General features: G+C 66.7%; 20 protein-coding genes. 11 read left to right on the forward strand and 9 right to left on the reverse strand.

Going from position 1 to position 24,079, the window contains the following annotated elements:
* Positions 1-108: 108 nt before the first annotated feature.
* The 5 genes from adh to TZ53_RS08400 all read left to right on the forward strand — a co-directional run bounded on the left by adh (position 109) and on the right by TZ53_RS08400 (position 6,219).
* Positions 109-1,629, forward strand: a complete 1,521-nt coding sequence (adh, locus tag TZ53_RS08380; protein ID WP_044661016.1) for an aldehyde dehydrogenase — start codon at positions 109-111, stop codon at positions 1,627-1,629.
* Positions 1,630-1,877: 248 nt separating this feature from the next.
* Positions 1,878-2,267: a DUF779 domain-containing protein gene (locus TZ53_RS08385; RefSeq protein ID WP_044661017.1), complete on the forward strand. Its 390-nt coding sequence runs from the start codon at positions 1,878-1,880 to the stop codon at positions 2,265-2,267.
* Positions 2,268-2,315: 48 nt separating this feature from the next.
* Positions 2,316-3,458, forward strand: coding sequence for an FIST N-terminal domain-containing protein (locus TZ53_RS08390; protein WP_044661018.1), 1,143 nt, complete (start codon positions 2,316-2,318; stop codon positions 3,456-3,458).
* The gene (locus TZ53_RS08395) at positions 3,455-5,662 is read left to right on the forward strand and encodes a hybrid sensor histidine kinase/response regulator (RefSeq protein ID WP_025551348.1); all 2,208 of its coding nucleotides are present in this window, start codon (positions 3,455-3,457) and stop codon (positions 5,660-5,662) included. The genes TZ53_RS08390 and TZ53_RS08395 overlap by 4 nt, the downstream gene beginning before the upstream one ends.
* Positions 5,663-5,778: 116 nt before the next feature.
* The gene (locus TZ53_RS08400) at positions 5,779-6,219 is read left to right on the forward strand and encodes a phytanoyl-CoA dioxygenase family protein (RefSeq protein ID WP_044661019.1); all 441 of its coding nucleotides are present in this window, start codon (positions 5,779-5,781) and stop codon (positions 6,217-6,219) included.
* Positions 6,220-6,402: 183 nt separating this feature from the next.
* Here TZ53_RS08400 and TZ53_RS08405 read toward each other — a convergent pair whose 3' ends face one another.
* From TZ53_RS08405 to pedF, 8 genes are all read right to left on the reverse strand, one after another.
* Entirely contained in the window at positions 6,403-6,582 is a 180-nt protein-coding gene (locus TZ53_RS08405) for a hypothetical protein (RefSeq protein ID WP_037483860.1), read from the reverse strand.
* A 114-nt stretch (positions 6,583-6,696) separates the two neighbouring features.
* Complete coding sequence (gene katG, locus TZ53_RS08410; RefSeq protein WP_025551352.1) at positions 6,697-8,919, reverse strand: catalase/peroxidase HPI; 2,223 nt, start codon at positions 8,917-8,919, stop codon at positions 6,697-6,699.
* A gap of 162 nt (positions 8,920-9,081) precedes the next feature.
* On the reverse strand, positions 9,082-9,624 hold the full coding sequence (locus tag TZ53_RS08415) for an aminoacyl-tRNA deacylase (protein WP_238320150.1): 543 nt from the start codon (positions 9,622-9,624) through the stop codon (positions 9,082-9,084).
* Between the two features lie 100 nt (positions 9,625-9,724).
* Positions 9,725-10,258 (reverse strand): GNAT family N-acetyltransferase, encoded by a 534-nt coding sequence (locus TZ53_RS08420; protein ID WP_025551356.1) that lies wholly within the window; start codon positions 10,256-10,258, stop codon positions 9,725-9,727.
* Between the two features lie 100 nt (positions 10,259-10,358).
* Positions 10,359-11,135, reverse strand: coding sequence for a response regulator (locus TZ53_RS08425; RefSeq protein ID WP_025551358.1), 777 nt, complete (start codon positions 11,133-11,135; stop codon positions 10,359-10,361).
* A 13-nt stretch (positions 11,136-11,148) separates the two neighbouring features.
* Positions 11,149-12,891 (reverse strand): methanol/ethanol family PQQ-dependent dehydrogenase, encoded by a 1,743-nt coding sequence (locus TZ53_RS08430; protein WP_044661020.1) that lies wholly within the window; start codon positions 12,889-12,891, stop codon positions 11,149-11,151.
* Between the two features lie 142 nt (positions 12,892-13,033).
* Complete coding sequence (locus TZ53_RS08435) at positions 13,034-13,891, reverse strand: substrate-binding periplasmic protein (protein WP_025551360.1); 858 nt, start codon at positions 13,889-13,891, stop codon at positions 13,034-13,036.
* 5 nt (positions 13,892-13,896) lie between these two features.
* Positions 13,897-14,322, reverse strand: coding sequence for a cytochrome c-550 PedF (gene pedF / locus TZ53_RS08440; RefSeq protein WP_025551362.1), 426 nt, complete (start codon positions 14,320-14,322; stop codon positions 13,897-13,899).
* 168 nt (positions 14,323-14,490) lie between these two features.
* Here pedF and TZ53_RS08445 point away from each other — a divergent pair, with 168 nt between their 5' ends.
* On the forward strand, positions 14,491-15,462 hold the full coding sequence (locus TZ53_RS08445; RefSeq protein WP_025551364.1) for a PQQ-dependent catabolism-associated beta-propeller protein: 972 nt from the start codon (positions 14,491-14,493) through the stop codon (positions 15,460-15,462).
* 223 nt (positions 15,463-15,685) lie between these two features.
* Here TZ53_RS08445 and rpoZ read toward each other — a convergent pair whose 3' ends face one another.
* Entirely contained in the window at positions 15,686-16,030 is a 345-nt protein-coding gene (gene rpoZ / locus TZ53_RS08450; RefSeq protein ID WP_007688625.1) for a DNA-directed RNA polymerase subunit omega, read from the reverse strand.
* 119 nt (positions 16,031-16,149) lie between these two features.
* On the opposite strand from rpoZ, the gene TZ53_RS08455 reads away from it, so the two are divergent.
* From TZ53_RS08455 to TZ53_RS08475, 5 genes are all read left to right on the forward strand, one after another.
* Positions 16,150-17,364 (forward strand): phospholipase D-like domain-containing protein, encoded by a 1,215-nt coding sequence (locus TZ53_RS08455; RefSeq protein WP_025551366.1) that lies wholly within the window; start codon positions 16,150-16,152, stop codon positions 17,362-17,364.
* Between the two features lie 219 nt (positions 17,365-17,583).
* Positions 17,584-19,092, forward strand: a complete 1,509-nt coding sequence (locus TZ53_RS08460; RefSeq protein WP_025549455.1) for a glycerol-3-phosphate dehydrogenase — start codon at positions 17,584-17,586, stop codon at positions 19,090-19,092.
* Positions 19,089-20,555 (forward strand): FGGY family carbohydrate kinase, encoded by a 1,467-nt coding sequence (locus tag TZ53_RS08465; RefSeq protein ID WP_044661021.1) that lies wholly within the window; start codon positions 19,089-19,091, stop codon positions 20,553-20,555. The genes TZ53_RS08460 and TZ53_RS08465 overlap by 4 nt, the downstream gene beginning before the upstream one ends.
* 66 nt (positions 20,556-20,621) lie before the next feature.
* Entirely contained in the window at positions 20,622-22,403 is a 1,782-nt protein-coding gene (locus TZ53_RS08470; protein ID WP_025549454.1) for a sensor domain-containing diguanylate cyclase, read from the forward strand.
* 271 nt (positions 22,404-22,674) lie between these two features.
* Entirely contained in the window at positions 22,675-24,063 is a 1,389-nt protein-coding gene (locus tag TZ53_RS08475) for a porin (protein ID WP_044661022.1), read from the forward strand.
* The last annotated feature ends 16 nt before the right edge of the window (positions 24,064-24,079 follow it).

Consider the following 24,079-nt stretch of genomic DNA (forward strand, 5'->3'; position numbering starts at 1 on the left):
GTCCCGGTTTTCCGGCTTCATGGGCAGGCCCGACCCAAGGTCTAATTGTCCATTTGTCCGAAAGGTTCATCCTGTCCCTCAACTTTCAGACGAGTCCGGGAGAGGATGATGTTACAGCAGGCAATGGCGCGGTTCGCGGGGAAGACGCTGATCCGCGATAAATATGAGAATTTCATCGGCGGCCAGTGGGTGGTGCCGGTTCGCGGGGAATATTTCGACAATCTTTCGCCGGTGACGGGGCAGAGCGTGTGCAAGATCGCCCGTTCGACGGCCGAGGACATCGAGCTGGCGCTGGACGCCGCGCACAGGGCCAGGGAAGGCTGGGGCCAGCGTTCGGCGACGGAGCGGGCCAATATCCTCAATCGCATCGCGCAGCGGATGGAGGAGAATCTCGACCTGCTCGCCATGGCGGAGACGATCGACAACGGCAAGCCGATCCGCGAGACGACCGCCGCCGACATTCCGCTCGCCATCGACCATTTCCGCTATTTCGCGGCCTGCGTGCGGTCTCAGGAAGGCTCCATCGCGGAGATCGACCATGACACGGTGGCCTATCATTTCCATGAGCCGCTGGGCGTGGTGGGGCAGATCATCCCCTGGAACTTCCCGATCCTGATGGCGGCGTGGAAGCTGGCCCCGGCACTGGCGGCGGGCAATTGCGTGGTGCTGAAGCCCGCCGAGCAGACGCCGATGTCGATCATGGTGCTGATGGACCTGGTGGGCGACCTGATCCCCGAAGGCGTGCTGAACGTCGTCAACGGCTTTGGCGTGGAGGCGGGCAAGCCGCTCGCCACCAACAAGCGGATTTCGAAGATCGCCTTTACCGGGGAAACCACCACCGGGCGGCTGATCATGCAATATGCGAGCGAGAATCTGATCCCGGTGACGCTGGAACTGGGGGGCAAGTCGCCCAACATCTTCTTCGCCGACGTGATGGATGCGGACGACGATTATTTCGACAAATGCCTGGAAGGCTTTGCGATGTTCGCGCTCAATCAGGGCGAGGTCTGCACCTGCCCCAGCCGGGCGCTGGTGCAGGAGAGCATCTACGAAAAGTTCATCGAGCGCGCCGTCGCCCGCGTGCAGAAGATCGTGCAGGGCAGCCCGCTCGACCCCGCGACGATGATCGGGGCGCAGGCGTCGAACGACCAGTTGGAGAAGATCCTTTCCTATATCGACATCGGCCGGGACGAGGGCGCGAAGGTGCTGACCGGCGGCACGCGGGCGCATCTGGGCGGTGAGCTGGAGCAGGGCTATTATGTGACGCCGACCGTGCTGGAAGGGCATAATCGGATGCGCATCTTCCAGGAGGAGATTTTCGGCCCGGTGCTGTCGGTCACGACCTTCAAGGATGAGGCGGACGCGCTGCATATCGCCAATGACACGCTGTACGGGCTGGGCGCCGGGGTGTGGAGCCGGAACGGGAACACGGCCTATCGCATGGGGCGCAACATCCAGGCCGGGCGGGTCTGGACGAACTGCTACCATGCTTATCCGGCGCATGCGGCCTTTGGCGGGTACAAGCAGTCGGGCATCGGGCGCGAGACGCACAAGATGATGCTGGATCATTATCAGCAGACGAAGAACCTGCTGGTGAGCTATTCGACCAAGGCGCTGGGGTTCTTCTGAGGCGAGGGGCGGATCGCATGCCGAAGGCGGGTCCTTCCCCCTTCACGCCTTCGGTTCGGCGGGCGCCTCTCCCGGGCGTCCGCCTTTTTCTTCTTCCCCCTCCCGCAGGCGGGAGGGGGCCGGGGGGTGGGCGGGCGCAACCTCAGCGCCATTCTGCAATGGCTAAGCTGGAAGCTCCCCCGGATCAAGTCCGGGGTCGCGCCCACCCCTAACCCCTCCCGTTTACGGGAGGGGGACTGGAGATCATTATGAACCTTCCACCCCGCATCCTCGCCACGCCGGAAGCCGAAGTCCTGATCGCCCGGCTGGCGGCCCGGCATGGGCCGCTGATGTTCCACCAGTCCGGCGGTTGTTGCGACGGGTCGGCGCCGATGTGCTTTCCGCGGGGCGAGTTCAGGACCGGCGGGCAGGATGTGCTGCTGGGCCAGATCGCGGGCGACGTGCCGGTGTGGATCGGCGCGGCGCAGTTCGAATATTGGCGGCATACGCAAGTCACCATCGACGTCGTGCCGGGCCGGGGCGCGGGCATGTCGCTGGAAAGCCCGGAGGGGATGCGCTTCATCGTCCGCTCGCGCGTCTTCACCGATGAGGAGAATGCGGCGCTGGAAGCGGCGGGAGAGCCTTTGCGCGGCGGCTGATTCCCATTAGACAAGAAAAGAACAGGGAGAAAATGCGGGGAGAGGAACATGACGGTGCTGGCATCGGAGATCGCCTTTGCGTCAAGCCATGCGGGCGATCCGGCCAAGGCCATGGCGGAAGTCGCCGGTCAATTGGGGGACGAACCGCTGGCCGGGATGCTGCTGTTCTGTTCGCATCGTTTCGACCGGGAGGCGCTGGCGCGGGCGGTCAACCGCCGGACGGAGGGCGTGGTGGCGATCGGCTGCACCAGTTCGGGCGAGCTGACCGAAAATGGCTATGATGAGGACAGCCTGAGCGTCATCGGCTTTCCGGCTTCGGCCTTTCACATGACCTCGCTCTGTTTCGACGACATCGAGAATTTCGATCCCGCCGCCGCGCGGCAGGCGGTGCGCGGGCTGGCCGCGCAGGCGGAGCGGGAGAGCCGCCATCTGGGCGGGAAGGTCAATCATGTCGCGCTGTTCCTGGTCGACGGGCTGTCGCATCGGGAAGAATTGCTGACCATGACGATCCAGGACGCGCTGGGCGACATTGCGCTGATCGGCGGGTCGTCGGGCGACGGCATGGCCTTTCGGGAGACGGCGGTCTTCCATGGCGGGCGCTTCCATGGCCATGCGGCGGTGGTGGCGATCCTGTCCACGCCGCGCCCGCTGCATGTGTTCAAGGCGCAGCACTACCGGCCGAGCGAGGCGAAGATGGTCGTCACCGGGGCGATCCCGAACGACCGGATCGTGACCGAGATCAATGCGGAGCCCGCCGCGCAGGAATATCTGCGGCTGGCGGGTCATGCGGGCGAGGCGCTGGGCGTCGCCTTCTATGCCGCGCATCCGCTGATGGTGCGGGCCGGGGGCGATTATCATGTGCGGTCGATCCAGAGCGCGAATCCCGACGGCAGCCTTACCTTCTACTGCGCCATCGACGAGGGGATCGTGATGACCGTGGGCGAGCCGGTGGACCGTATTGCGCGGATGGACGCGCTGTTCGCGGACATTGCGGCGGAGGTGGGACCGGTGGACCGGATCATCGCCTTCGATTGCGTATTGAACCGCATCGATGCCGAGCAGCGGCAGATCAGCCGCGCCGTGTCGGAGCTGTACGGGCGGCATCGGGTGATCGGCTTCAACACCTATGGCGAGCAATATCATGCGCTGCACGTCAACCAGACCTTCAGCGGCCTTGCCATCGGCCGATGACCGACGCGGCCCTCTCTTCCGCCGAACTGGAGGCGTTGCGGGAAGAGAACCGCAAGTTGCGCAAGATCAATGCGGCGCTGATCGACCGGGTCGAACGGTCGAGCGACATGGCCGGCAACGCCTTTTCGATGTTCGAGACCGCGATCTCGCTGGAAGCCATGGTGCGCGAGCGGACCGTGCAGCTCGAAGACGCGCTGGCGAAGCTGGCGGAGGCCAATGCCGACCTCGCCTCCGCCCATGGCCATGCGGACGCGGCGCGGATGCGGCTGCGCGACGCGATCGATTCGATCAACGAAGGCTTCGTCCTGTTCGACGCGGAGGATCGGCTGGTCCTCTATAACGAGGCCTATCTGGGTTTCTGGCCGGAGATTGCGGACCATATCCGCGAGGGCATGAGCTTCGACGAGATCGCCAAGCTGGCGGCGGCGCATCACCGCCCGGTGGGACAGGACCGATGGGTGTCGGACCGGCTGGCGCGCCATAGCGTGGCGGAGGGCGGGCATGTGCAGGCGCTGTCCGACGGGCGCTGGGTGCAGATCAACGAACTGCGCACCAGCGAGGGCGGCATCGTCGGCATCTATACCGACATCACCGAGGTGAAGGCGGAGGATGCCCGCGACCGCGCGCGGGAACTGGCCGAGCGCAACATTGTGCTGCAGGCGACGCTCGACAACCTCTCCGAAGGCGTGTGCCTGTTCGATGCCGAGGGGCGGCTGGCGGCGTGGAACGAGGCGCTGCAACGGCTGCTGGAACTGCCGGAGGACTGGGCGCAGGAGCGGGATAGCCATGCCGCGCTGCTGGACTGGTGCCGGGGCAATCTGGGGATGGACGACAGGGGCTGCCTCGACCGGGGCGGGGCGCGCCATCGCAGCGAACTGGTCCATGCCGGGGGGCGCAGCTTCGAGATTCGCAGCAACGCCATGGAGCGGGGCGGGCAGGTGATCGGCTTCACCGACGTGACCGACATGCTGCGCGCGCAGGCGGCGCTGCGCGAGACGGCGGAGACGCTGGAGCGGCGGGTGGCGGAGCGCACCTCCGAACTGGAGGCGGAGGTGGCCGAGCGGCGCCAGATCGAGGCGCAGTTGATGGACGCCAAGACGGCGGCGGAGAAGGCGAACCTGTCCAAGACCAGCTTCCTGGCGGCGGCCAGTCATGATCTGTTGCAGCCATTGAACGCGGCGCGGCTGTTCGTCGCGGCGCTGGGCGACCGGCGATTGGCGCTGCCGACGCGGGCGCTGGTCAACCAGACGTCCACCGCGCTGGATTCCGTCGAGGATCTGCTGGAGGCGCTGTTGGAGATCAGCCGCCTCGACGCGGGCGCGATCCAGCCGGAGATCAGCGATTTCCGCATCGATCGGCTGCTCGATACGCTGCGGACGGAATTCGCGCCGATGGCGCGTTCGGCGGGGCTGGTGCTGGCGGTGGAGACGGCCCCGGTCTGGGTCCGCTCCGACATCCGGCTGCTGCGGCGGATTCTCCAGAATTTCCTGTCCAATGCGCTGCGCTACACCCAGCGCGGGTCGGTGCGCGTCGCCTGCGTCGCGGAGGCGGATGGGATAAGGCTGAGCGTCGCCGACAGCGGTCCCGGCATCCCCGTCGACAAGCAGCAACTGATCTTCGAGGAATTCCGCCGCCTCGACACGCCGGGGGGCAGGGGGGCGGGCGGCAAGGGGCTGGGCCTCGCCATCGTCCGCCGGGCGAGCGACATGCTGCGCCATGAAGTGACGCTGGAATCGGTGCCGGGGCAGGGCGCGACCTTCTCCATCCGCGTGCCGCAGGGCGAGGCGGTGGTGGAAGAGGGCGATGGGGGCAGCGCGCCGCGCAGCGACCGGTCGATGCGCGGGCTGAAGGTGCTGGTGGTCGACAATGAGCGGGCGATCCAGACCGGCATGTCGACCCTGCTGGGCGGATGGGGCTGTACCGTGGCGACGGCCGGGGGATTCGCGGAGGCGGTCGCCGCCTTTTCGGAAGGCGAGGCGCCCGATGTCATCCTGGTCGACTATCATCTGAACGACGGCGAGACAGGGGATGCCGTGATCGAGCGGTTGCACGGCCATTTCGGGCGGGCGGTGCCGTCGGTGATGATCTCCGCCGACCGGGGCGAGGCGCTGAAGGCCCGGATGGACGGCTGGGGCATTCCGCTGCTGGGCAAGCCGGTGAAGCCTGCGCAACTGCGCGCCTTGCTGCGCACGATGTTGAAATAGGCGGTTGTTTCTGTCGGGGCTGAAAGTCGATCCGGTCGGATGCTTTAGGTGTTCCCACTGATCGCCCGTCCTTGCCATCGGTGATAGGCTGAATCCCCCACATCATGGAGCGGGCTATGAGCGCTTTCGACGTCGCGACGGCTCGATCCTCACTGATCCGGGATGGGTTCACCGTGATCAGGGACGCCTTTTCCGCCCGTTCCGTGGAGGAGATCGTCGAAATCCACCGCTTGCTGGTCGCGGCGCTCGATGATCCTGTCCGTCCCGGCGACCGTTTCCGGATGGACATGGGGCGCGGGCTGGCGGGCGCCGGCCCTGCGCGGCTCAGCCAGCATGAGATACGCTATGCCTCCAACCTGGCGCCGCGCCTGATGGCGACCGAGGTGTTCGTGCGGAGCCAGCGGCTGGTCGATGCCATTGCGGGGCCGATGCACTTCGCCTTCGACCATATCATCTTCAAGCCCGGGCATTCCGCCACGACCACGCCATGGCATCAGGACATCGCCTATCGGAAGCTGGGCGGCGGGGCGCATGCCCGATCGAGGCGGGTGGGCTGACCATCCATACGCCGCTTACCCTGCATTATACCGGCGCCAACCTTACGCCCAGGGCGCGGGGAGCCTGGATCATCCAGTTCAGCCGCTTCGGCCGGATGGAACGCGCGATCAAGCGCGGGCTGGGGATCGCGCCGCGCACCGTCCTGGCGGAATAGCATGGCGCAGGAGCAAGCGCCGGGGCGATCACCAGTGGCGCGGTTGCAGATGGCGTCTTTCCATTTCGTCCAGCACGGCCTGCTCGAACCCGGACGGGTTCTTCGGGTCGCCCATCCTGCGGCGGATGGCGGCCAGTTCCTTGTCCGTGAGGGCCGCTGCCTCGGCAGCATCCTTCAGATGATCATGCACGGCGAGTCTCCGCATCATGGCGGCGGCACTGTCGCATGAAAAGCGGGCAAGCTCAATTCAGCGAAAGGCTTAGCGTCGACCCCATGCAGGGCGCCGTGGAAAGGGCCGCCCCCGAAGGAGCGGCCCGACCCCTTATGCCGCCAGGTCGAAACGGTCGGCGTTCATCACCTTGGTCCAGGCGGCGACGAAGTCGTTCACGAACTTGTCGCCCGCGTCGGCGGAGGCATAGACTTCCGACAGGGCGCGCAGTTGCGCGTTCGATCCGAACACCAGGTCGACCCGCGTGCCGGTCCATTTCTGTTCATTGGACTTGCGGCAGGTGCCGGTGAAGATGTCCTTGTGACCCTCCACCTCCTTCCACGCCGTGCCCATGTCGAGCAGGTTGACGAAGAAGTCGTTGCTGAGCGTCCCCGGACGGTCGGTGAACACGCCATGGCCGGACCCGCCATGATTGGCGCCCAGCACCCGCAGCCCGCCGACCAGCACCGTCATTTCCGGGGCGCTGAGGGTCAGCAACTGGGCGCGGTCGATCAGCAGTTCCTCGACCGGCACGCTGAACGGCACGGGCAGATAGTTGCGGAAGCCGTCGACCTTCGGCTCCAGCACCTCGAAATTCTGCACATCCGTCTGTTCCTGCGAGGCGTCGGCGCGGCCGGGGGTGAAGGGCACCTCGATGCTGCGCCCGCCATCCGCCGCCGCCTTCTCGATCGCGGCCGATCCGCCCAGCACGATCAGGTCGGCGAGCGAAATCTTCTTCGCGCCCGCACTGTCGAACTCGGCCTTGATCTTCTCCAGTACGGAGAGGACGCGGGAAAGCTGTTCGGGCTGGTTCACGTCCCAGTCCTTTTGCGGAGCCAGCCGGATGCGCCCGCCATTGGCGCCGCCGCGATGGTCCGACCCGCGATAGGTGGAGGCCGACGCCCAGGCGGTCGTCACCAGTTCCGCGACGCTGAGGCCGGACGCCAATATCTTCTGCTTGAGCGCGGCGATGTCCGAAGCGTCGACCAGTGGATGGTCGACCGCCGGAATCGGGTCCTGCCAGATCAGGTCTTCGGCGGGGACTTCGGGGCCGAGATAGCGGGCCTTCGGTCCCATGTCGCGATGGCACAGCTTGAACCAGGCGCGGGCGAAGGCATCCTCGAACGCGGCGGGATCGTTGCGGAACCGCTCGGAGATTTTCCGATATTCCGGGTCCATCTTGAACGCCATGTCGGCCGTGGTCATCATCGTCGGCACGCGCCTGTCGGGGCTGTGCGCGCCGGGGGCCAGGTCTTCGGGCTTCTGGTTCACCGGCTGCCACTGCTTGGCGCCCGCCGGGCTCCGCACCAGCTCATATTCATAGTCGAGCAGCATGTGGAAGAAGCTGTGGTCCCAGGCCCGGGGCGTCGGCGTCCACGCGCCTTCGATGCCGCTGGTGATGGTGTGATCGCCCACGCCGCTTTCATAGCCGCTCTGCCAGCCAAGGCCCTGCTGCGCGATGTCGGCGCCTTCGGGTTCCTTGCCGACCTTCGATGCATCGCCCGCGCCATGGGCCTTGCCGAAGGTGTGGCCGCCGGCGGTGAGCGCGACGGTCTCCTCATCGTTCATGCCCATGCGCAGGAAGGTTTCGCGAATGTCGCGGGCCGATTGCAGCGGGTCGGGGTTGCCGCCCGGCCCCTCCGGATTGACGTAGATGAGGCCCATCTGGATCGCGGCCAGCGGGCTTTCGAGGACCATGTTCTTTTCCGGCTGGATGCGGGTTTCATTGCCCTCCTGGCCGACCCAGAACTCCTCCGTGCCCCAATAAACGTCCTTTTCCGGCTCGAACACGTCGGCGCGGCCGCCGCCGAAGCCGAAGACCGGGCCGCCCATCGATTCAATGGCGACATTGCCGGCCAGGATCATGAGGTCCGCCCAGCTCAGCTTCTGGCCATATTTCTGCTTGACCGGCCACAGCAGGCGGCGGGCCTTGTCGAGATTGGCGTTGTCCGGCCAGCTGTTGAGCGGGGCGAAGCGCTGCGAGCCGGAGGAGGCGCCGCCGCGCCCGTCGCCGGTGCGGTAGGTGCCCGCCGAGTGCCAGGCCATGCGGATGAAGAAGGGGCCGTAATGGCCATAGTCCGCCGGCCACCAGGGCTGGCTGTCGGTCATGAGGGCCGTCAGGTCCTTCTTCACCGCGTCATAGTCCAGCGACTTGAAGGCGGCCGCATAATCGAAATCGTCGCCCAGCGGATTGCCGGACAGGCCGTTCTGCTGAAGGATGTCGAGCGAGAGCTGGTTCGGCCACCAGTCGCGGTTGGTGCGCCCCAGCAGGGATCGCAGCGCCGCAGGCTCCTTCACGGGGCAGGCCAGCGGATCATTGCTCGTCTTTGCGTCCATTGCACGATTCCTTTCAGCTTCTCCGGGACCGGATTCTAGGCCATGCCCCGCGAAGGGGGAACTGCGAAGGCCATGTTATTTTTCCGATAACAGTGTGGAATTTATTAGATGAAAGGGGACCATGACTCCCCTCCCGCCGCGGGAGGGGGCACCCCTTCCTCTCTAAATACTGAACGCGAAATGCCCGGAGCCCTTTTGCAGCCGCCGCCAGTTTTCCGCATTCATATGAACGAGGGTGTGATGGTCGCCGCCCTCGAACCAGACATCCTGATCCATCAGCATGTCGTCGTCGATGATCGTCTTCAGCCCATAGGCCGCGCCGACCGGCGGAAGCGCGCCCAGTTCGCAGTCGGGGAACAGCGCCGCGGTCGTATGTTCCTCCGCCAGCGAGACGTCGCGGGCCAGCCATTGCTGCAGGAAGTTGAAGCTGACATGCTTGGAGGAGGGCAGGACGGCCAGCAGATATTCGTCGCCGGCCTGCACCAGCACCGCTTTCGCCACCTGCCGGCCGGGGACATGCGCCGCCTGCGCCGCCCGCGCCATCTCCGCCGAGGGTTCATGCGGCCATTCGTCGAAGCTGGTGCCGCAGCGGTCCATATAGCCGCGCAATCTTTGGGAAATCGCCATGACATCCTCCATCGGCCTGTGCCCGCGGACATGGGTCAGGGGGGCGTCGTGCGCGGTGCCGGGAACGGGTGCCGGCACAAGGGCGGGCGGCGGGTCTGGCCAATGCCGTCGATAGGATCAGGAATAGCAGATTTGCGGCCGATAACCAATCGCCCCGGCTGCCCCCTCCGCCGCGCGGTTACGGCCGGGCGGCGTCGGGCGCGGTGGCATTGCCGCCGCCCAGCGCGATCTGCATGTAGACGGTGTCGAGCCAGCGGCCCGCCTTCCAGCCCATGCCGGTGAGGCGGCCCACCTGCCGGAAGCCGCAGGCGGCGTGGAGCGCGACCGAAGCGGGTTCGCCGCCGCCGATCACCGCCACCATCTGGCGGAAGCCGAAAGCCCCGGCCGCGTCCAGCAGGGCATCGAGCAGCGCCCGGCCGATGCCGCCGCCGCGCCGGTCCTGCGCCACATAGATGCTGTTTTCGCACGCAAAGGCATAAGCGGGCCGGTCGCGGAACTGCGTCGCATAGCAATAGCCGACCACCTCCGCCCCGTCGCACGCCGCGAGGAAGGGCCAGCCCCGGCCGGTCACGCGCTCGATCCTGGCCACTGTCTCCGCAACGGACGGCGGCACGAGCTCGTAGCTGGCGGTGCCGTGCAGGACATGGTGCGCATAGATGGCGGCGATGGCGGCCGCATCCCCGACCGTCGCCTTCCGGACCGTGACGCTCATTGCCCTGTCGCCTCCACCATTTCGCCATCCTGCCCGACGCCGGGCGGCGACACAACCGGCCACCGGCTGGAGAAGAAGGGAAGAAATCGGGGAAAAGGGCTCAATCGGCGCGGAAATGCACCTGATTGGCCTTGATCACCGCCTGGGTGCGGCTGAGCACGCCCAGCTTCTGGAGGATGGCGGAGACATGCGCCTTGATCGTGGTCATCGACACGCCCAGATCGTGCGCGATCTGCTTGTTCAGCCGCCCGCGCACCAGATGCGCCAGCACCGTCTTCTGCTGCGGCGTCAGGCTGTCGATGCGGCGGGCGATCTCATCCTCCTCCGCCGTGGGCGCGACATTCTCTCCCATGGCCTCCGGCAGATAGATTTCGCCCGACACCACCCGATGGAGCGCATCGACGATGGCGCTGCGCTTCAGCGATTTGGGAATGAAGCCCGCCGCGCCGGCGGCCAGCGCCTCCTGCACGATGGCGCGGTCGAAGGCGCCCGACACCATCACCACCGGCAGGATCGGGAAACGGTCCCGCAGCAGTTTCAGGCCGTCCAGGCGGCGGACGTCGGGAATGTTGAGGTCGAGCAGGATGAGGTCGAAATTATCCTGCTTCTCCAGCAGCGAGACGGCCTCGTCCATGCTTGCCGCCTCGAAGATGTCGCAATTGTCGAAGCTGATCGCGATCACGCTGCGCAGCCCGTCGCGCACGAGGGGGTGATCGTCGACGATCAGCACCCGCTCCATGATTGCCTCGCCACCCATATACTGGCCCACCCCTCGACCCGGATCATCGGACAAGTCATGGGCCGTGGCAAGCCGCATCGCGCCGGGCGGAACCGCCGGAATGGAGTGCATGTGGTTGCCGCGTCCCATGACGATCATCGTTCTTGTCCTCTTATCTGGGCAGCTTGAACACCCAGAGCGCGCCGCCCTGGTTTATGTCCTTGAAGCTCTTGGCGACTTCGCCGCCCCAGAGCGGCACCGCGCCGCCCCAGCCGGACATCACCGCCACATATTGCTCGCCATCCTGTTCCCAGGTGACGGGGCTGCCCACCACGCCGGAGCCGGTCTGGAACTTCCACAATTCCTGGCCCGTCTTCGCGTCGAAGGCTTTCAGATACCCCTCCGGCGTGCCGGTGAAGACCAGGTTGCCCGCCGTCGAGAGCACCCCGCCCCAGAGCGGCGCCTTGTTCTTATATTCCCAGACGATCTTGCCGGTCTTGGGGTCCATGGCGCGCAGCGCGCCGATATGATCCTCGGCAATGGGCTTAATGGTGAAGCCGGCGCCCAGATAGGCCGCGCCCTTCTTGTAGGCGATGGGCTCGTTCCAGATGTCCATGCCCCAGTCGTTGGACGGAATGTAGAAGAGGCCGGTGTCCTGGCTGTAGGCCATGGGCATCCAGTTCTTTCCCCCCAGGAAGCTGGGGCTGGCGAAGACCGACTGGCCCTTGGCCGCTTCGCCCGGCGCGCCGGGACGGTTGGCGTCGTTATAGTTCGGACGGCCATTTTTGTTGAAGCCATTGGCCCAGGTCGTCTGCGCGACGAACTTGTTGGCGCTGATGAACTTGCCGTTGGTGCGGTCCAGAACGAAGAAATAGCCGTTGCGGTCGGCCTTCGCGCCCAGCTTCATCGGCTTGCCGTTGATCGTGGCGTCGAAGGGGATGAATTCGTTGACGCCGTCGAAGTCCCAGCCATCATGCGGGGTCGTCTGGAAATGCCATTTGATGACGCCGGTGTCGGGGTCGATGGCCAGCGTGGAACTGGTGTAGAGATTGTCGCCGGGGCGCAGATGGCTGTTCCAGGGCGCGGGGTTGCCGGTGCCGAAGAAGAGCAGGTTGGTTTCCGGATCATAGGTGCCGCCCAGCCAGGTCGCGCCGCCGCCGGTCTTCCACAGGTCGCCCTGCCAACTGGCGTTGGTCTTGCCGGTGATGCCGTTATCCTTGCCGTTGAGGGTGCCCATATTGCCCTCGATCGTCGGGCGGCGCCAGATCAGTTCGCCGGTGTTGACGTCGCGGGCCTCCACTGCGCCGGTGATGCCGAATTCGCCGCCGGAGTTGCCGTAGATCACCTTGCCCTTGACGATCATCGGCGCGGCGGTGGCGGAATAGCCCGCCTGATAATCGGCGGTCTGCTTGTTCCAGATGACCTTGCCGGTGTGGCGGTTGAGCGCGACCATGTGCGCGTCCAGCGTGGCGAAGATGATCTTGTCGCCATAGATCGCCGCGCCCCGGTTCACCACGTCGCAACAGGGCATGATCGCTTCGGGCAGGCGGGCGTCATATTGCCACTTTTCCTCGCCGGTGCGCGCATCGAAGGCGAAGAGGCGCGAATAGCTGCCGGTGACGTAGATGGTGCCGTCATAGACGATCGGCTGCGCTTCCTGCCCGCGCTGCTTTTCCCCGCCGAGCGAGGAGGCGAAGGCGGGGACCAGCTTCGCGACGTTGGAGGCGTTGATCGCCTTCAGCGGGCTGAAGCGCTGCGCCTGCGGACCCATGCCATAGGTCAGGACGTCGCCGGGCGTCGCCGCGTCGTTCATCAGGTCCGCATCGGTGGGGCCTTCGGCCAGCAATGGCGCGGCGGCAATCGCCAGGCCCAGGATCGCGGCGCCGGACAGGGCTCGCGTCAAACGTCCTTTCATTCCATCCTCCCTCTGTTGAAAGGGCGTGCTCCGCGCCCCCGACTGTTTCAGATTATTGCACCCGTTGTGCGCAGCAATTGGACCTTGGGTCGGTCCTTCCGTCTTTGGCTCCTTCCCCTCCAGAGGAGGGAAAGGGCAGGGTTCATCCTGCCGCCAGCGCGGGCGTCCACTGCACGCCATAGGTGGCGAACAGCGCCTTCATCTCGCCGCTTGCGGCCATGGCGGCGACAATCTCCTCCACCGCATCGCCCAATGTGCGGCTGTTTTCCTTGACCGCCATGCCGATGTCCCAGCCGGGCGAGGTGAAGGCGGGCAGCGGCCCCTTGCGCAGGGTGAGGCCCTTCGCGCCGCGGTGCAGCCCTTCCTCGATCTGGGCGCGGCTGGCGAGCACGGCGTCCGCCTTGCCCGCCGCCACCGCCGCGACCGCGTCGGAGCCGCTGGGATAATGCGCCACATCCTTCGCCAATATGCCGCCGAAGGAGCCGATCAGGTAGAAATCGGGGATGGAGTCGAGTTCGGCCGCCAGCCTGTGCCCGCGCCAGCCGGTGGGCGGCGCTTCCAGATCGATGGCGTTTTGCGTACCCGCAAAACGGAAGCTTTCGCGATAATAGGGCGCGATGATCGCCACCTGGTCGTTGCGGGCGGCGAAGGTCCGGTCGAAGGGGACGTGCAACATCAGGTCGCCCGGCGCGAAGCCCAGCAGCCCGCCCTTCCACACGCCATGGCGCAGATCGTCGTCGGCGCTTTCATCCGCTACGAGCTGGGCGAGGTCGGCGCGCACGCCCAGTTTCCCGGCAATGGCGCTCGCCAGGTCGGCGTCGAGGCCGACCAGTTTCCCGCCCTCCTCCCAGGACCAGGGGCGGTTGTCCTTGTAGACCACCACGCGCAGCACGCCCAGTTCCTTGACCTTGCCCAGCGGCGCGGCGTGGGTCATGCCGGGGCAAAGCCCCAGCGCCATCGCCGCGCCCGCTCCGCCGATCAGGCCACGCCGGCTGAGCATGGCCTTTAGCCCTGGAACTTGGTTTCGAGCCAGGCGCGGATCGCCCAGCCGGCCTTCTGGCCCAGCACGTCGCCGAAGGGCGGCATATAGACCTTCCCATCATGGCTGGAGCCGTGGCGGAAGCGTTCGACGAACCACTGGTCGCCCGATTCGCCCTGTTCGAGATAGCGCAGGTCGGGCGCGATGCCGCCGCTTTCCGCGTCGAGCCCATGGCAGCGGGCGCAATTCTGGCCATAGGCGGACTGGCCGATCTCTATCGCCTTGGCATTGCCGCTATAGGGGTTTTTCGCAAGCCATTCCTCGCCAATGTCCGGCAGGGCGGAGGTGTCGACGGCCTGTGGCGTCACATTGCCGTGCGCCATCAGGCCGGTTGCCGTGGTCGCGCCCAATATGGCGATGGCGCCCAGCAGCGAAATGCGTCCCAGATTCATGCTCGAAATCCTCACCCGAATTGATTGGGGCGAGTGTAGGGCAGCGCGCTTTGCGTCCCTATTGGCCGTTGGTACAATCCCGGTGACGCTGTGCGCGCTATAGAGCCATAAGCGCTTATGCGCAGGAACATGACGCATAACGAGGCACGGCGGAGAGGATCGGGGCATATGAAGCGCATCATTCTGGCGGGGTTGATGCTGGTTCCGATGAGCGCGCAGCCAGTGAGCGCGTGGGCGGAGACGCTCTATGTCTCCAACGAGCGGGGCAACAGCGTCACCGTGATCGATGCGGCCAGCGCGAAGGTGATCGCGACCTGGGCGGTCGGCGGCCGGCCACGGGGGATCACCGTGTCGAAGGACGGCAGATATATCTATCTCTGCGCATCGACAGATCATGCGGTGCAGGTGATCGAGCGGGCGACGGGGAAGGTCGTGGCGGAGCTGCCGTCCGGGGAGGACCCGGAGCAATTCTTCCTCTCGCGCGATGGCGGGACGCTGTTCGTCGCCAATGAGGACAATGCTGCGCTGACCGCCATCGACCTGGCGAACCGGACCGTCGCCTTCCAGGTCGACGTCGGCGGCGAGCCCGAGGGCGTGGCGCAAAGCCCGGACGGCCGGTGGGTCGCGGTGACTTCGGAGGAGGAGAATGTCGTCAACTGGGTCGATGTGGCGAAGAAGGAGATGATCGACGCGACGCCCGTCGACCTGCGCCCGCGGCATGTGGAGTTCACGGGCGATGGCGCGCAGCTGTGGGTCGCGGCGGAGGTGGGCGGGACGGTGCAGATCGTCGATACGGCCTCCCGCAAGGTGGTGGAGACCCTGCATTTCGCCATTCCGGGCGTGGCGGAGCATCGCATATTGCCCTGCGGCATCCGTTTCACGCCGGACGGCCGGACGGCGGTGGTGGCGTTGGGGCGGGCGGATCATGTCGCGCTGGTCGACGTGGCGAGCCGCAAGGTGCGCGCCTATGTTCCCGTGGGCAAGCGGGTGTGGCATGTCGCGGTCAGCGGCGACGGGGCGCGGGCCTATGCGGCCAATGGCCTTTCGGACAATGTGAGCGTGATCGATCTGGCCAGGGGCGAGGTCACGGGAACGATCCCGGTGGGGGCGGCGCCGTGGGGGATCGTGGCGGTTCCCTGAAATGGCGGCTGCGCCGGCATTCGGAGGAGAGTTTTGGCCCATTAGAGGCTGATCGCACAAGGCAGTCCCGGGAAGCGGCGCTGAGCCACTGCCTTCGCAGGAGCCATACCGACCCGTGGCGACAATTGGCCAAGCACGCCATGCCCAGCTGCATCCAAAACGGTGAGGCCCGGTCCTGCTTGCGCAGGCCGGGCCTCATTCCCTCTCCAAACTGGTGACTGGATCAGCCGTCGTAGTCGCCGCCGATATTCTGGTTGCGCGGCGGGGCGGCGGCGGTCAGGCGCAGGGCCTCCGCCGACTGGGCGATCGAGCCGATTTCGTCCGGCGTGTCGTCGTCATCGATCTGCACCTTCTGCAGCGAGGCGACGAGCGAATCATGCAGATCCACCGGCAGGACGGTCTCTTCCGCGATCTCGCGCAGGGCGACGACGGGATTTTTATCGCGATCACGGTCCAGAGTCAGCTCGGCGCCGCCCGAAATCTCACGGGCGCGCTGCGCGGCAAGCAGGACGAGGTCAAAACGGTTGGTAACCTTGTCGACGCAATCTTCGACGGTAACGCGGGCCAAACGGGCGCTCCTGAACCAAGAGAAATGGTGAAATGCGCGCCTAACAGCGCAGGCCTTAAGAGTCAATGAAAAGCCCATAAACTGTGGCCAGCCGCCCCGAATGCGGGCATGAACGGAATATGGCGAGCATCCAGCAGGCAGGGCCGGGTGATGGCGGGTGGGAGGGCGAGGGACAGATCGGCCTGTCGCTGCACGCCGACCGCCTGCGCGTGATCGAGACGGGACCGGCGTTGCGGCAGGCCCTGGTCGACCTGATCGACGGCGCGCGGGAGAGCCTGAAGCTTTATTATTATATCTTCGCCGCCGACGGCAGCGGGCAACTCATCCTCGACCGGCTGATCGCGGCGCGGGGGCGCGGCGTTGCGGTCACGCTGATGATCGACGCCTTCGGATCGGGATCGACGCCGCTTGCCTTCTTCGATCCGCTGGTGGCGGCGGGCGGGCATTTCGGCCGCTTCGGGGCGCGGCGCTCGACGCGCTACCTGATCCGCAACCATCAGAAGCTGGCGATCGCCGACGACCGGCGGCTGCTGACGGGCGGCTTCAACGTCGAGGACGGCTATTTCGGGATTCCGGCGGAGGATTGCTGGCACGACCTGGGCCTGCTGGTGGAAGGGCCGCAGGTGCAGGCGATGACAAGCTGGTACGGCCAGCTCTGGCGCTGGGTGTCGACGCGCAAGCAGCGATTCCGCACGCTGCGCCGCATGGTGCGCAACTGGCACAGCCCTCTCCACACCGCGCCGGGCGAGCCGATGCGCTGGGTGATCGGCGGTCCCACCCGCCGGCTCAGTCCCTGGGCGCAGCTTGTGAAGCATGACCTTGAGCGGGCGCGGCGGCTCGACATGGTGGAGGCCTATTTCTCGCCGGGTCGCGGCATGCTGAAGCGCATCGCCCGGGCGGCGCGGCGAAAGGGGTCGCGCCTCGTACTGCCCTCCAGGTCCGACAATGGCGCGACCGTCGCGGCGGCCCGCCTGCTCTATGGCCCGCTGCTGAGGCGCGGGGTGGAGATATGGGAATATCAGCCCTGCAAGCTGCACATGAAGCTGATCGTGGTGGACGACGCGGTCTATATCGGATCGGCCAATTTCGACATGCGCAGCCTGTTCCTCAACCTGGAGATCATGCTGCGCGTCGAGGACGCCGGTTTCGCGCAGGATATGCGCGCCCTGATCGACCGGCGGGTCGCGCAAAGCCGCCAGATCACGCTGGAAACGCACCGCGCCCAGCGCAGCCTGCCGACGCTGGTCAAGCAGTGGATCAGCTATTTCCTGGTCGGCGTGCTGGACTATACCGTGACCCGCCGGCTCAATTTCCGCGATCCGGATGCCGACTAGGGCCAATCGACATTCAGATGATGACGAGCCGAAAATGGTGGTTTTCCGTGACCCGGCGCGCAGCCTACTCAAGGTATGTGAGCACCGGAAGCACGGAAAAGCGTCATTTGCAAGCCGTCAGGGCTGAATGTCGATTGGCTCTAGCATCGGAACCGGCCTCTTGTCCGGGGCGGGTCCGTTTCGGTTCCCCCCGTCCCCGAAGCGCGCTAGGGTGGCGGCGTGACAAGGGATAAGGACCCGGCGGCCCATGATCTTGCCGTGATCGGCGGCGGCGTCAACGGCTGCGGCGTGGCGCGCGATGCGGCCGGTCGGGGTGCGCGGGTGCTGCTGCTGGAGCGCGGCGATCTGGCGCAGGGCACCTCCTCCGCCTCCACCAAGCTGATCCATGGCGGGCTGCGCTATCTGGAGCATCGGGAATTCGGGCTGGTGCGCGAATCGCTGGCGGAGCGCGAGCGGCTCTGGGCGATCGCGCCGCATATCGTCCATCCGTTGCGCTTCGTGCTGCCCTGGGTGCCGGGGCTGCGGCCGCGCTGGATGCTGCGGCTTGGCCTCTTCCTCTATGACCATATCGGCGGCCGACGCGCCCTGCCGCCGACCGAGAGCGTCGACCTGCGCCGTCATCCGGCGGGCCGGCCCCTGAAAACCGGCTTCGGCACGGCCTTCGTCTATTCCGACGGCTGGGTGGACGATGCGCGCCTGGTCATCCTGAACGCCCGCGATGCCGCCGACCGGGGCGCGGAGGTGCACAGCCGGACGGAGGTGCGGCGGCTGGAACGGGAAAGCGGCGGCTGGACCATATATGCGCGGGCGGCGGACGGAACGATGCCGCGCTTCCGCGCGCGCGCCGTGGTCAACGCCGCCGGGCCGCTGGCGCTGGACCTGCTCCATCGCGCCCATGGCGAAACGGACCGCCACATGCGGCTGGTGCGCGGATCGCATATCGTCGTGCCGCGCCTGTTCGACCATGGCTTCGCCTATTTCTTCCAACTGCCCGATGGCCGCATCTTCTTTGCGCTGCCCTATGAGCGGGACTTCACCCTGATCGGCACCACGGATCGCGATCATCGGGGACCGGTCGACGATGTCCGGCCCGATCCCGACGAGATCGCCTATCTCTGCGAAGGGGCGAACCGTTATTTCCGGAAGAGCATCGCGCCGCAGGATGTGCTGTGGTCCTATGCCGGGGTCCGCCCGTTGGTCGACGACGGTTCGGGAAGACCGGAGGCGGCGACGCGCGGCTATCGGCTGGAGCTTGATGCGCCGGACGGAGAGGCGCCGCTGCTGAGCCTGTTCGGCGGCAAGATCACCACCTACCGCCACCTCGCCGCGGAGGCGGTGGCGATGCTGAAGCCCTTTCTCCCCAGCCTGTCGGGCGGCGACTGGACCGCGAAGGCGGCGCTGCCGGGCGGCGACTTCCCGATGCAGGGGCGCGACCGGCTGATCGCGGACCTGGGCTGCGACTATCCTTTCCTGGACTATGCCTCGGCGGAGCGGATCGCCTGCGCCTATGGCACCCGCGCCTGGGAGTGGCTGGACGGGGCGCGGGACATGGCGGCGCTGGGCGCGCATTTCGGTCATGGCCTGACCGAGGCGGAGCTGCGCTATCTGGTGGCGCGGGAATGGGCGATGACGGCCGACGACATATTATGGCGCCGGACGAAGCTGGGGCTGCGTCTGGATGCGCGCCAGACCGCGCATGTCCGGGAATGGCTGGGGGAGAAGGCATGAGCGAACGGCCGATATTGGTGCTGGACGAGGGCACGACGTCGACGCGGGCCATGCTCTATGCGCCGGACGGGCGGCGGCTGGGCATGGCGCAGGCGGACCTCAGCCAATATTATCCGCGGCCCGGCTGGGTCGAGCATGATGCGGCGGAGATCTGGGACAGGACCCTGGCCTGCGCGCGCGACATGGTGGCGCTGGCGGGCGGGGCCGACCGTGTCGCCGCCATCGGCATCACCAACCAGCGCGAGACCGTGGTCGCGTGGGACCGGCGGACGGGCGAGCCGCTGGCCCCCGCCATCGTCTGGCAGGACCGCCGCACCGCCGATCATTGCGCCGCCCTGCGCGAGGCGGGCAAGGAGGAGGCGATCCAGCGGCGGACGGGGCTGGTGATCGATCCCTATTTCTCCGCGACGAAGATGCGCTGGCTGCTCGATCATGCGCCCGCCGTGGCGGCGGCGGGCAGCGCGCTGGCCTTCGGCACGGTCGAAAGCTGGCTGATGTGGAAGCTGACCGGCGGCCTGCATGTCAGCGATGCCAGCAACGCCAGCCGCACCCAGTTGATGGCGCTCGACGCCGCCGATTGGGACCGGGGGCTGTGCGACCTGTTCGGCGTGCCGCCGCATGCGCTGCCGGAGATCGTCGACAATATCGGCCCCTTTGGCGAGACGCAGGACCAATGGTTCGGCCGGCCGATCCCGATCCGGGGACTGATGGGGGATCAGCAGGCGGCGACCATCGGCCAGGCCTGCCTGACCCCCGGCGACGCCAAGGCGACATTGGGCACCGGCGCCTTCGTCCTTGCCCATATGGGGAGTAGCGTGCCGGTATCGCGGCACCGCCTGCTCGGCACATTGCTCTGTCGATTGCCGGGCGAGACGAGCTATGCGCTGGAAGGGTCGCTGTTCGTCGCGGGCAGCCTGATCCAGTGGCTGCGCGACGAACTGCGCCTGATCGCAACGGCGGAGGAAAGCGAAGCGATGGCCCGTTCGGTGCCGGACAGCGGCGGCGTCGCCATGCTGCCCGCGCTGGCGGGGCTGGGCGCGCCGCACTGGCGCGCCGACGCCAGGGGGGCGATCCATGGCCTGACGCTGGGCACGAAGCGGGCGCATATCGTGCGCGCGGCGCTCGAATCGCTGTCGCACCAGCTTCACGACCTGGCTGGCGCATTCGCGGCCGACGGCATGCCCTGGCGCGCCCTGTGCATCGACGGAGGAATGAGCGCCAATGACTGGATCGCGCAGGACCTGGCGGACATTCTGCAGCTGCGCGTGGATCGCCCCGCCGATGTGGAGACGACCGCCCGGGGCGCGGCGATGCTGGCGGCGGTGGGCGCGGGCCTGTTTCCCTCCCTTGCCGAGGCGGCGGGGGCCATGGGGGCGGAACGGCGAAGCTTCGCCCCGGCCCTGCCGGACGATGTCAGAGGCGAAAGGCTGGGGCGATGGCAGGCATTGCTGGCGTCGGCATGATTTTCCCCTGTGTAAAATCATCATCGTGAGTATATCTTAACGATAAGCGTCTAGGGCGGGGCGAACATGCAGACGTCTCTTCGACATCCTTCTTCCCGCGTGGAACCGGTTGCCCTGGGTTGCGCCTATTTCCTGGCGGCGTCGCTGGCGCTTGCCAGTTCACGATTCGAAGGGGGATTGGCCTTCATCTGGGGCGCCAACGCGCTGTTGATGGCCTATCTGCTGACATCGCGAACCGCTTCCTGGCCGTGGGCGCTGATCGCCTGCGGCATGGCCAGCGCGCTGTCGACCGCGCTGTGGGGGATGGGGACGCTCGCCGCCGTGCCGATGGCGGGCATCAACCTGCTGGAAGCGCTGATCGTCGCGTTGATCTGCCGCCGCTTCGCGCGAGGCGGGAAGTTCGCCGGTTCGATGCAGCCGCTGTTCGTCTTCATCCTGGCGCTGTGCGGTCCGGCCAATCTGATCGCGGGCCTGGCCGCCGCCACTGTCGCGTCGGCGCTGACGACGGTGTCCTTCGGCGCATCGCTGCTGCAATGGTATACCGGGCATGTGCTGGGCGCGCTGACCTGCACGCCGATCCTGATGATGCTGATGCAGGGCGAATTGCGGCGCTGGTTCGGCCAGACTTCGCGCAGGGGCAAGTGGGAAGCGCTGGCGCTGCTGCTGCTGTTCGCGCTGGCGACCGCCTTCGTCTTCTACGCGGCGCGCTATCCGATGCTGTTCGCGCTGCTGCTGCCGATGGTCGCGATGGTCTTCCGCCTGGGCAATCTGGGCGCGGCGGCTTCGGTCATGATCCTGGCCATCATCGGCGGCATGGCGACCATGACCGGTCATGGGCCGCTGTACATGATCCCCGGCACGCTGGGCGAGCGGATGCAGTTCTTCCAGCTCTTCCTGGCCTTCAGTTTCCTGCTGTCGATGCCGATCGCTGCGGAGCTGAACAGCCGCCGCCGCCTGTTCCAGATGTTGCAGGAAAGCGAGGCCCGCTATCGCGCCATTGCGGAAAATAGCGGCGACGTGGTGCTCAACATCAGCGTTGGCGGCGTGATCGAATATGCCTCCCCCGCGGCGGCCGAACAGATCGGCTGCGCGCCGGAACTGCTGGTCGGGCAGGACGCGGCCAATCTGGTCGACCCGGCGGACCGGGAACAGGTGATCGCGACGCTGGACCGGGCGCTGGAGCAGCCGGGCGAGGTGCAGACGGTGGAATTCCGCCCCTTCATTTCCGCGCAAGGCAGCGACTGGTGCGAGATGGTGGCCCGCGCCGTGGTCGACGAGCGCGGCCTGCCCACCGGCCTTGTCAGCACGATCCGCGACATGTCCCGGCACAAGGCGCGGCAACGCGCGCTTCAGCAGGTGGCGGCGCTGGATTCGCTGACCGGGGCGGACAGCCGCCGGGCCTTCCTCGAAAAGCTGGAGGAGGAGATGCTGCGCGTCCGGCATGGCGCGCGGGCCTGCCTGCTGCTGATCGACATCGATCATTTCAAGGCGGTCAACGACGGCTACGGCCATGGCGCGGGCGACCGCGTGCTGGCGGGCTTCGTCGAGCGGTTGCGTCCCGGACTGCGCAGCGTCGACAGCATCGGCCGTCTGGGCGGGGAGGAATTCGCCATCCTGCTGAGCGGCACCGACGTCGTGCGGGCGAGCATGATCTGCGAAAGGCTGCGCGAAATGGTCACGGCCCATCCGGTGCAGATCGATTCGGGCGAGGTGATCCCGGTGACGTTCAGCGCGGGACTGGTGGCGCTGGGCGGCCAGAGCGAGGGGCAGGCCGTGCTGGAGGCCGCGGACAAGGCGCTCTACAACGCCAAGCATAGCGGACGCAACTGCCTGCGATTGGCGGCGTAAGGTCAAGATCCTGACCCTTGCCGCGGATGCTCTCCGCGCGAACATCCATGCGCCCTTCGACCAAAGTAGTGCCTGATTCCTCCTGTCTGAACCGGGCTCTTGCGCGCCGCGCCCTTGCTTCGAGCGTCCGCGCAGGCGCCGCCTGCGGCCTGGAGCCATGCGTCCCTTCCTCCCAAGGGAGGAGGCCCTAAGTCCAATTTCCGCCGCGCCCTGCCGGCCTCAATCTCTCTTCAGCCGGGGGCATTGACCGGCACAAAAGAGGGAGGATGTTATGAAAAGGACGCTGCTCCTCGCGAGCGCGGCCATGGGGCTGCTTTGCGCGACTGCCACGCCGGCGATGGCCGGGACCACCGCCGATCTGCTGAAGCGGCTGCATGAAAAGGGAATCCTCTCCGACGAGGAATATCAGGAACTGCTGAAGAATGAGAGCGCGGAGGCCGCTGCCGCGCCGGCCGCGCCGCCGGTGACGCCGGATGCATCGGGCGGCGGTCGGAGCGTCCGCATGACCGACAGCGGTGTCGGCTTCGAAATGGGCGACGTCACGCTCAAATTCTCCGGATCGGTCAATGGCTTCTACGTCCATGACAATGGCGAGGCGCCCAGCGCCACCAACAGCGTCGTCGGCGGCGTGGCGACGGTGGGTGGCAAGAGTTCGGCCATCCGCAACGGTCTGCTGCCCGGCTTCCTGAAGGTGGAGGTCATGACCAGGCAGGGCGGCTGGGACGTCGGCGCGCATTTCGGCATGTATCCGGGCATCAACTCCGTCAGCTATGCGGGCAGCGGCGCGAACAGCCCCGGCAATCCGCGCGGGCTCCAGACGGCGGGCATCGATTTCCGCCAGACCTACCTGACCTTCGGCCGTCCGGGCTTTGGCGAGGTGAAGATCGGCCGCGACATCGGCCTGTTCGCCTCGGAGCAGATCCTGAACGACATCACCCTGCTGTCGTCGGGCACGCCGGCGGGCAATGTCGCGCCGTCCAACACCACGCTGGGGCGGATCGGCGTCGGCTATATCTACACCGATTTCCAGCCGCAGATCACCTATACCACGCCCAGCTTCAGCGGCTTCACCGCCAGCATCGGCATTTTCGAGCCCTTGTCCTCGCTGACCGGACCGGACGAGGCCAACAAGGAGCCGGGCTTCCAGGGCAAGCTGGTCTATGACGGCAAGTTCGGCGGCGTGGGCACCCGCCTGTGGGCGGCGGGCATCCGGCAGAAGCATGATGTGATCGCCGGGCCGGACTATACGAGCTGGGGCTGGGACGCGGGCGCGAAGGTGACGGTGGGGCCGCTGACGCTGGTCGGCACCTATTATGACGCTTCGGGCCTTGGCACGACGGCGCTCAACCTGTTCGACACCGATGGGCTGGGCAACAAGCGCGACAGCCATGGCTTCTATCTGCAGGGGCTGGCGAGCTTCGGAAAATTCTCTGTCGGGGGCAGCTATGGCGAGAGCAATCTCGACTATGCCAATGCCGCCGACGCGCTGGCGAACCCGACGCTGGTGGACAAGAATTCGAGCTGGGTGGGGCAGGTCCGCTACGGCCTCACAAGCTGGGTCACGCTGCTGAGCGAATATGTCCACACCAGATCGGAAGCGCATAACGGCAATCAGGCCAGTTCCGACGCCATCGCGGCGGGGGCCATCCTGTTCTTCTGATCCCGACCGAAGGAAC

It is taken from the genome of Sphingobium sp. YBL2 (assembly GCF_000943805.1).
In the GTDB taxonomy this organism is placed as follows: domain Bacteria; phylum Pseudomonadota; class Alphaproteobacteria; order Sphingomonadales; family Sphingomonadaceae; genus Sphingobium; species Sphingobium fuliginis.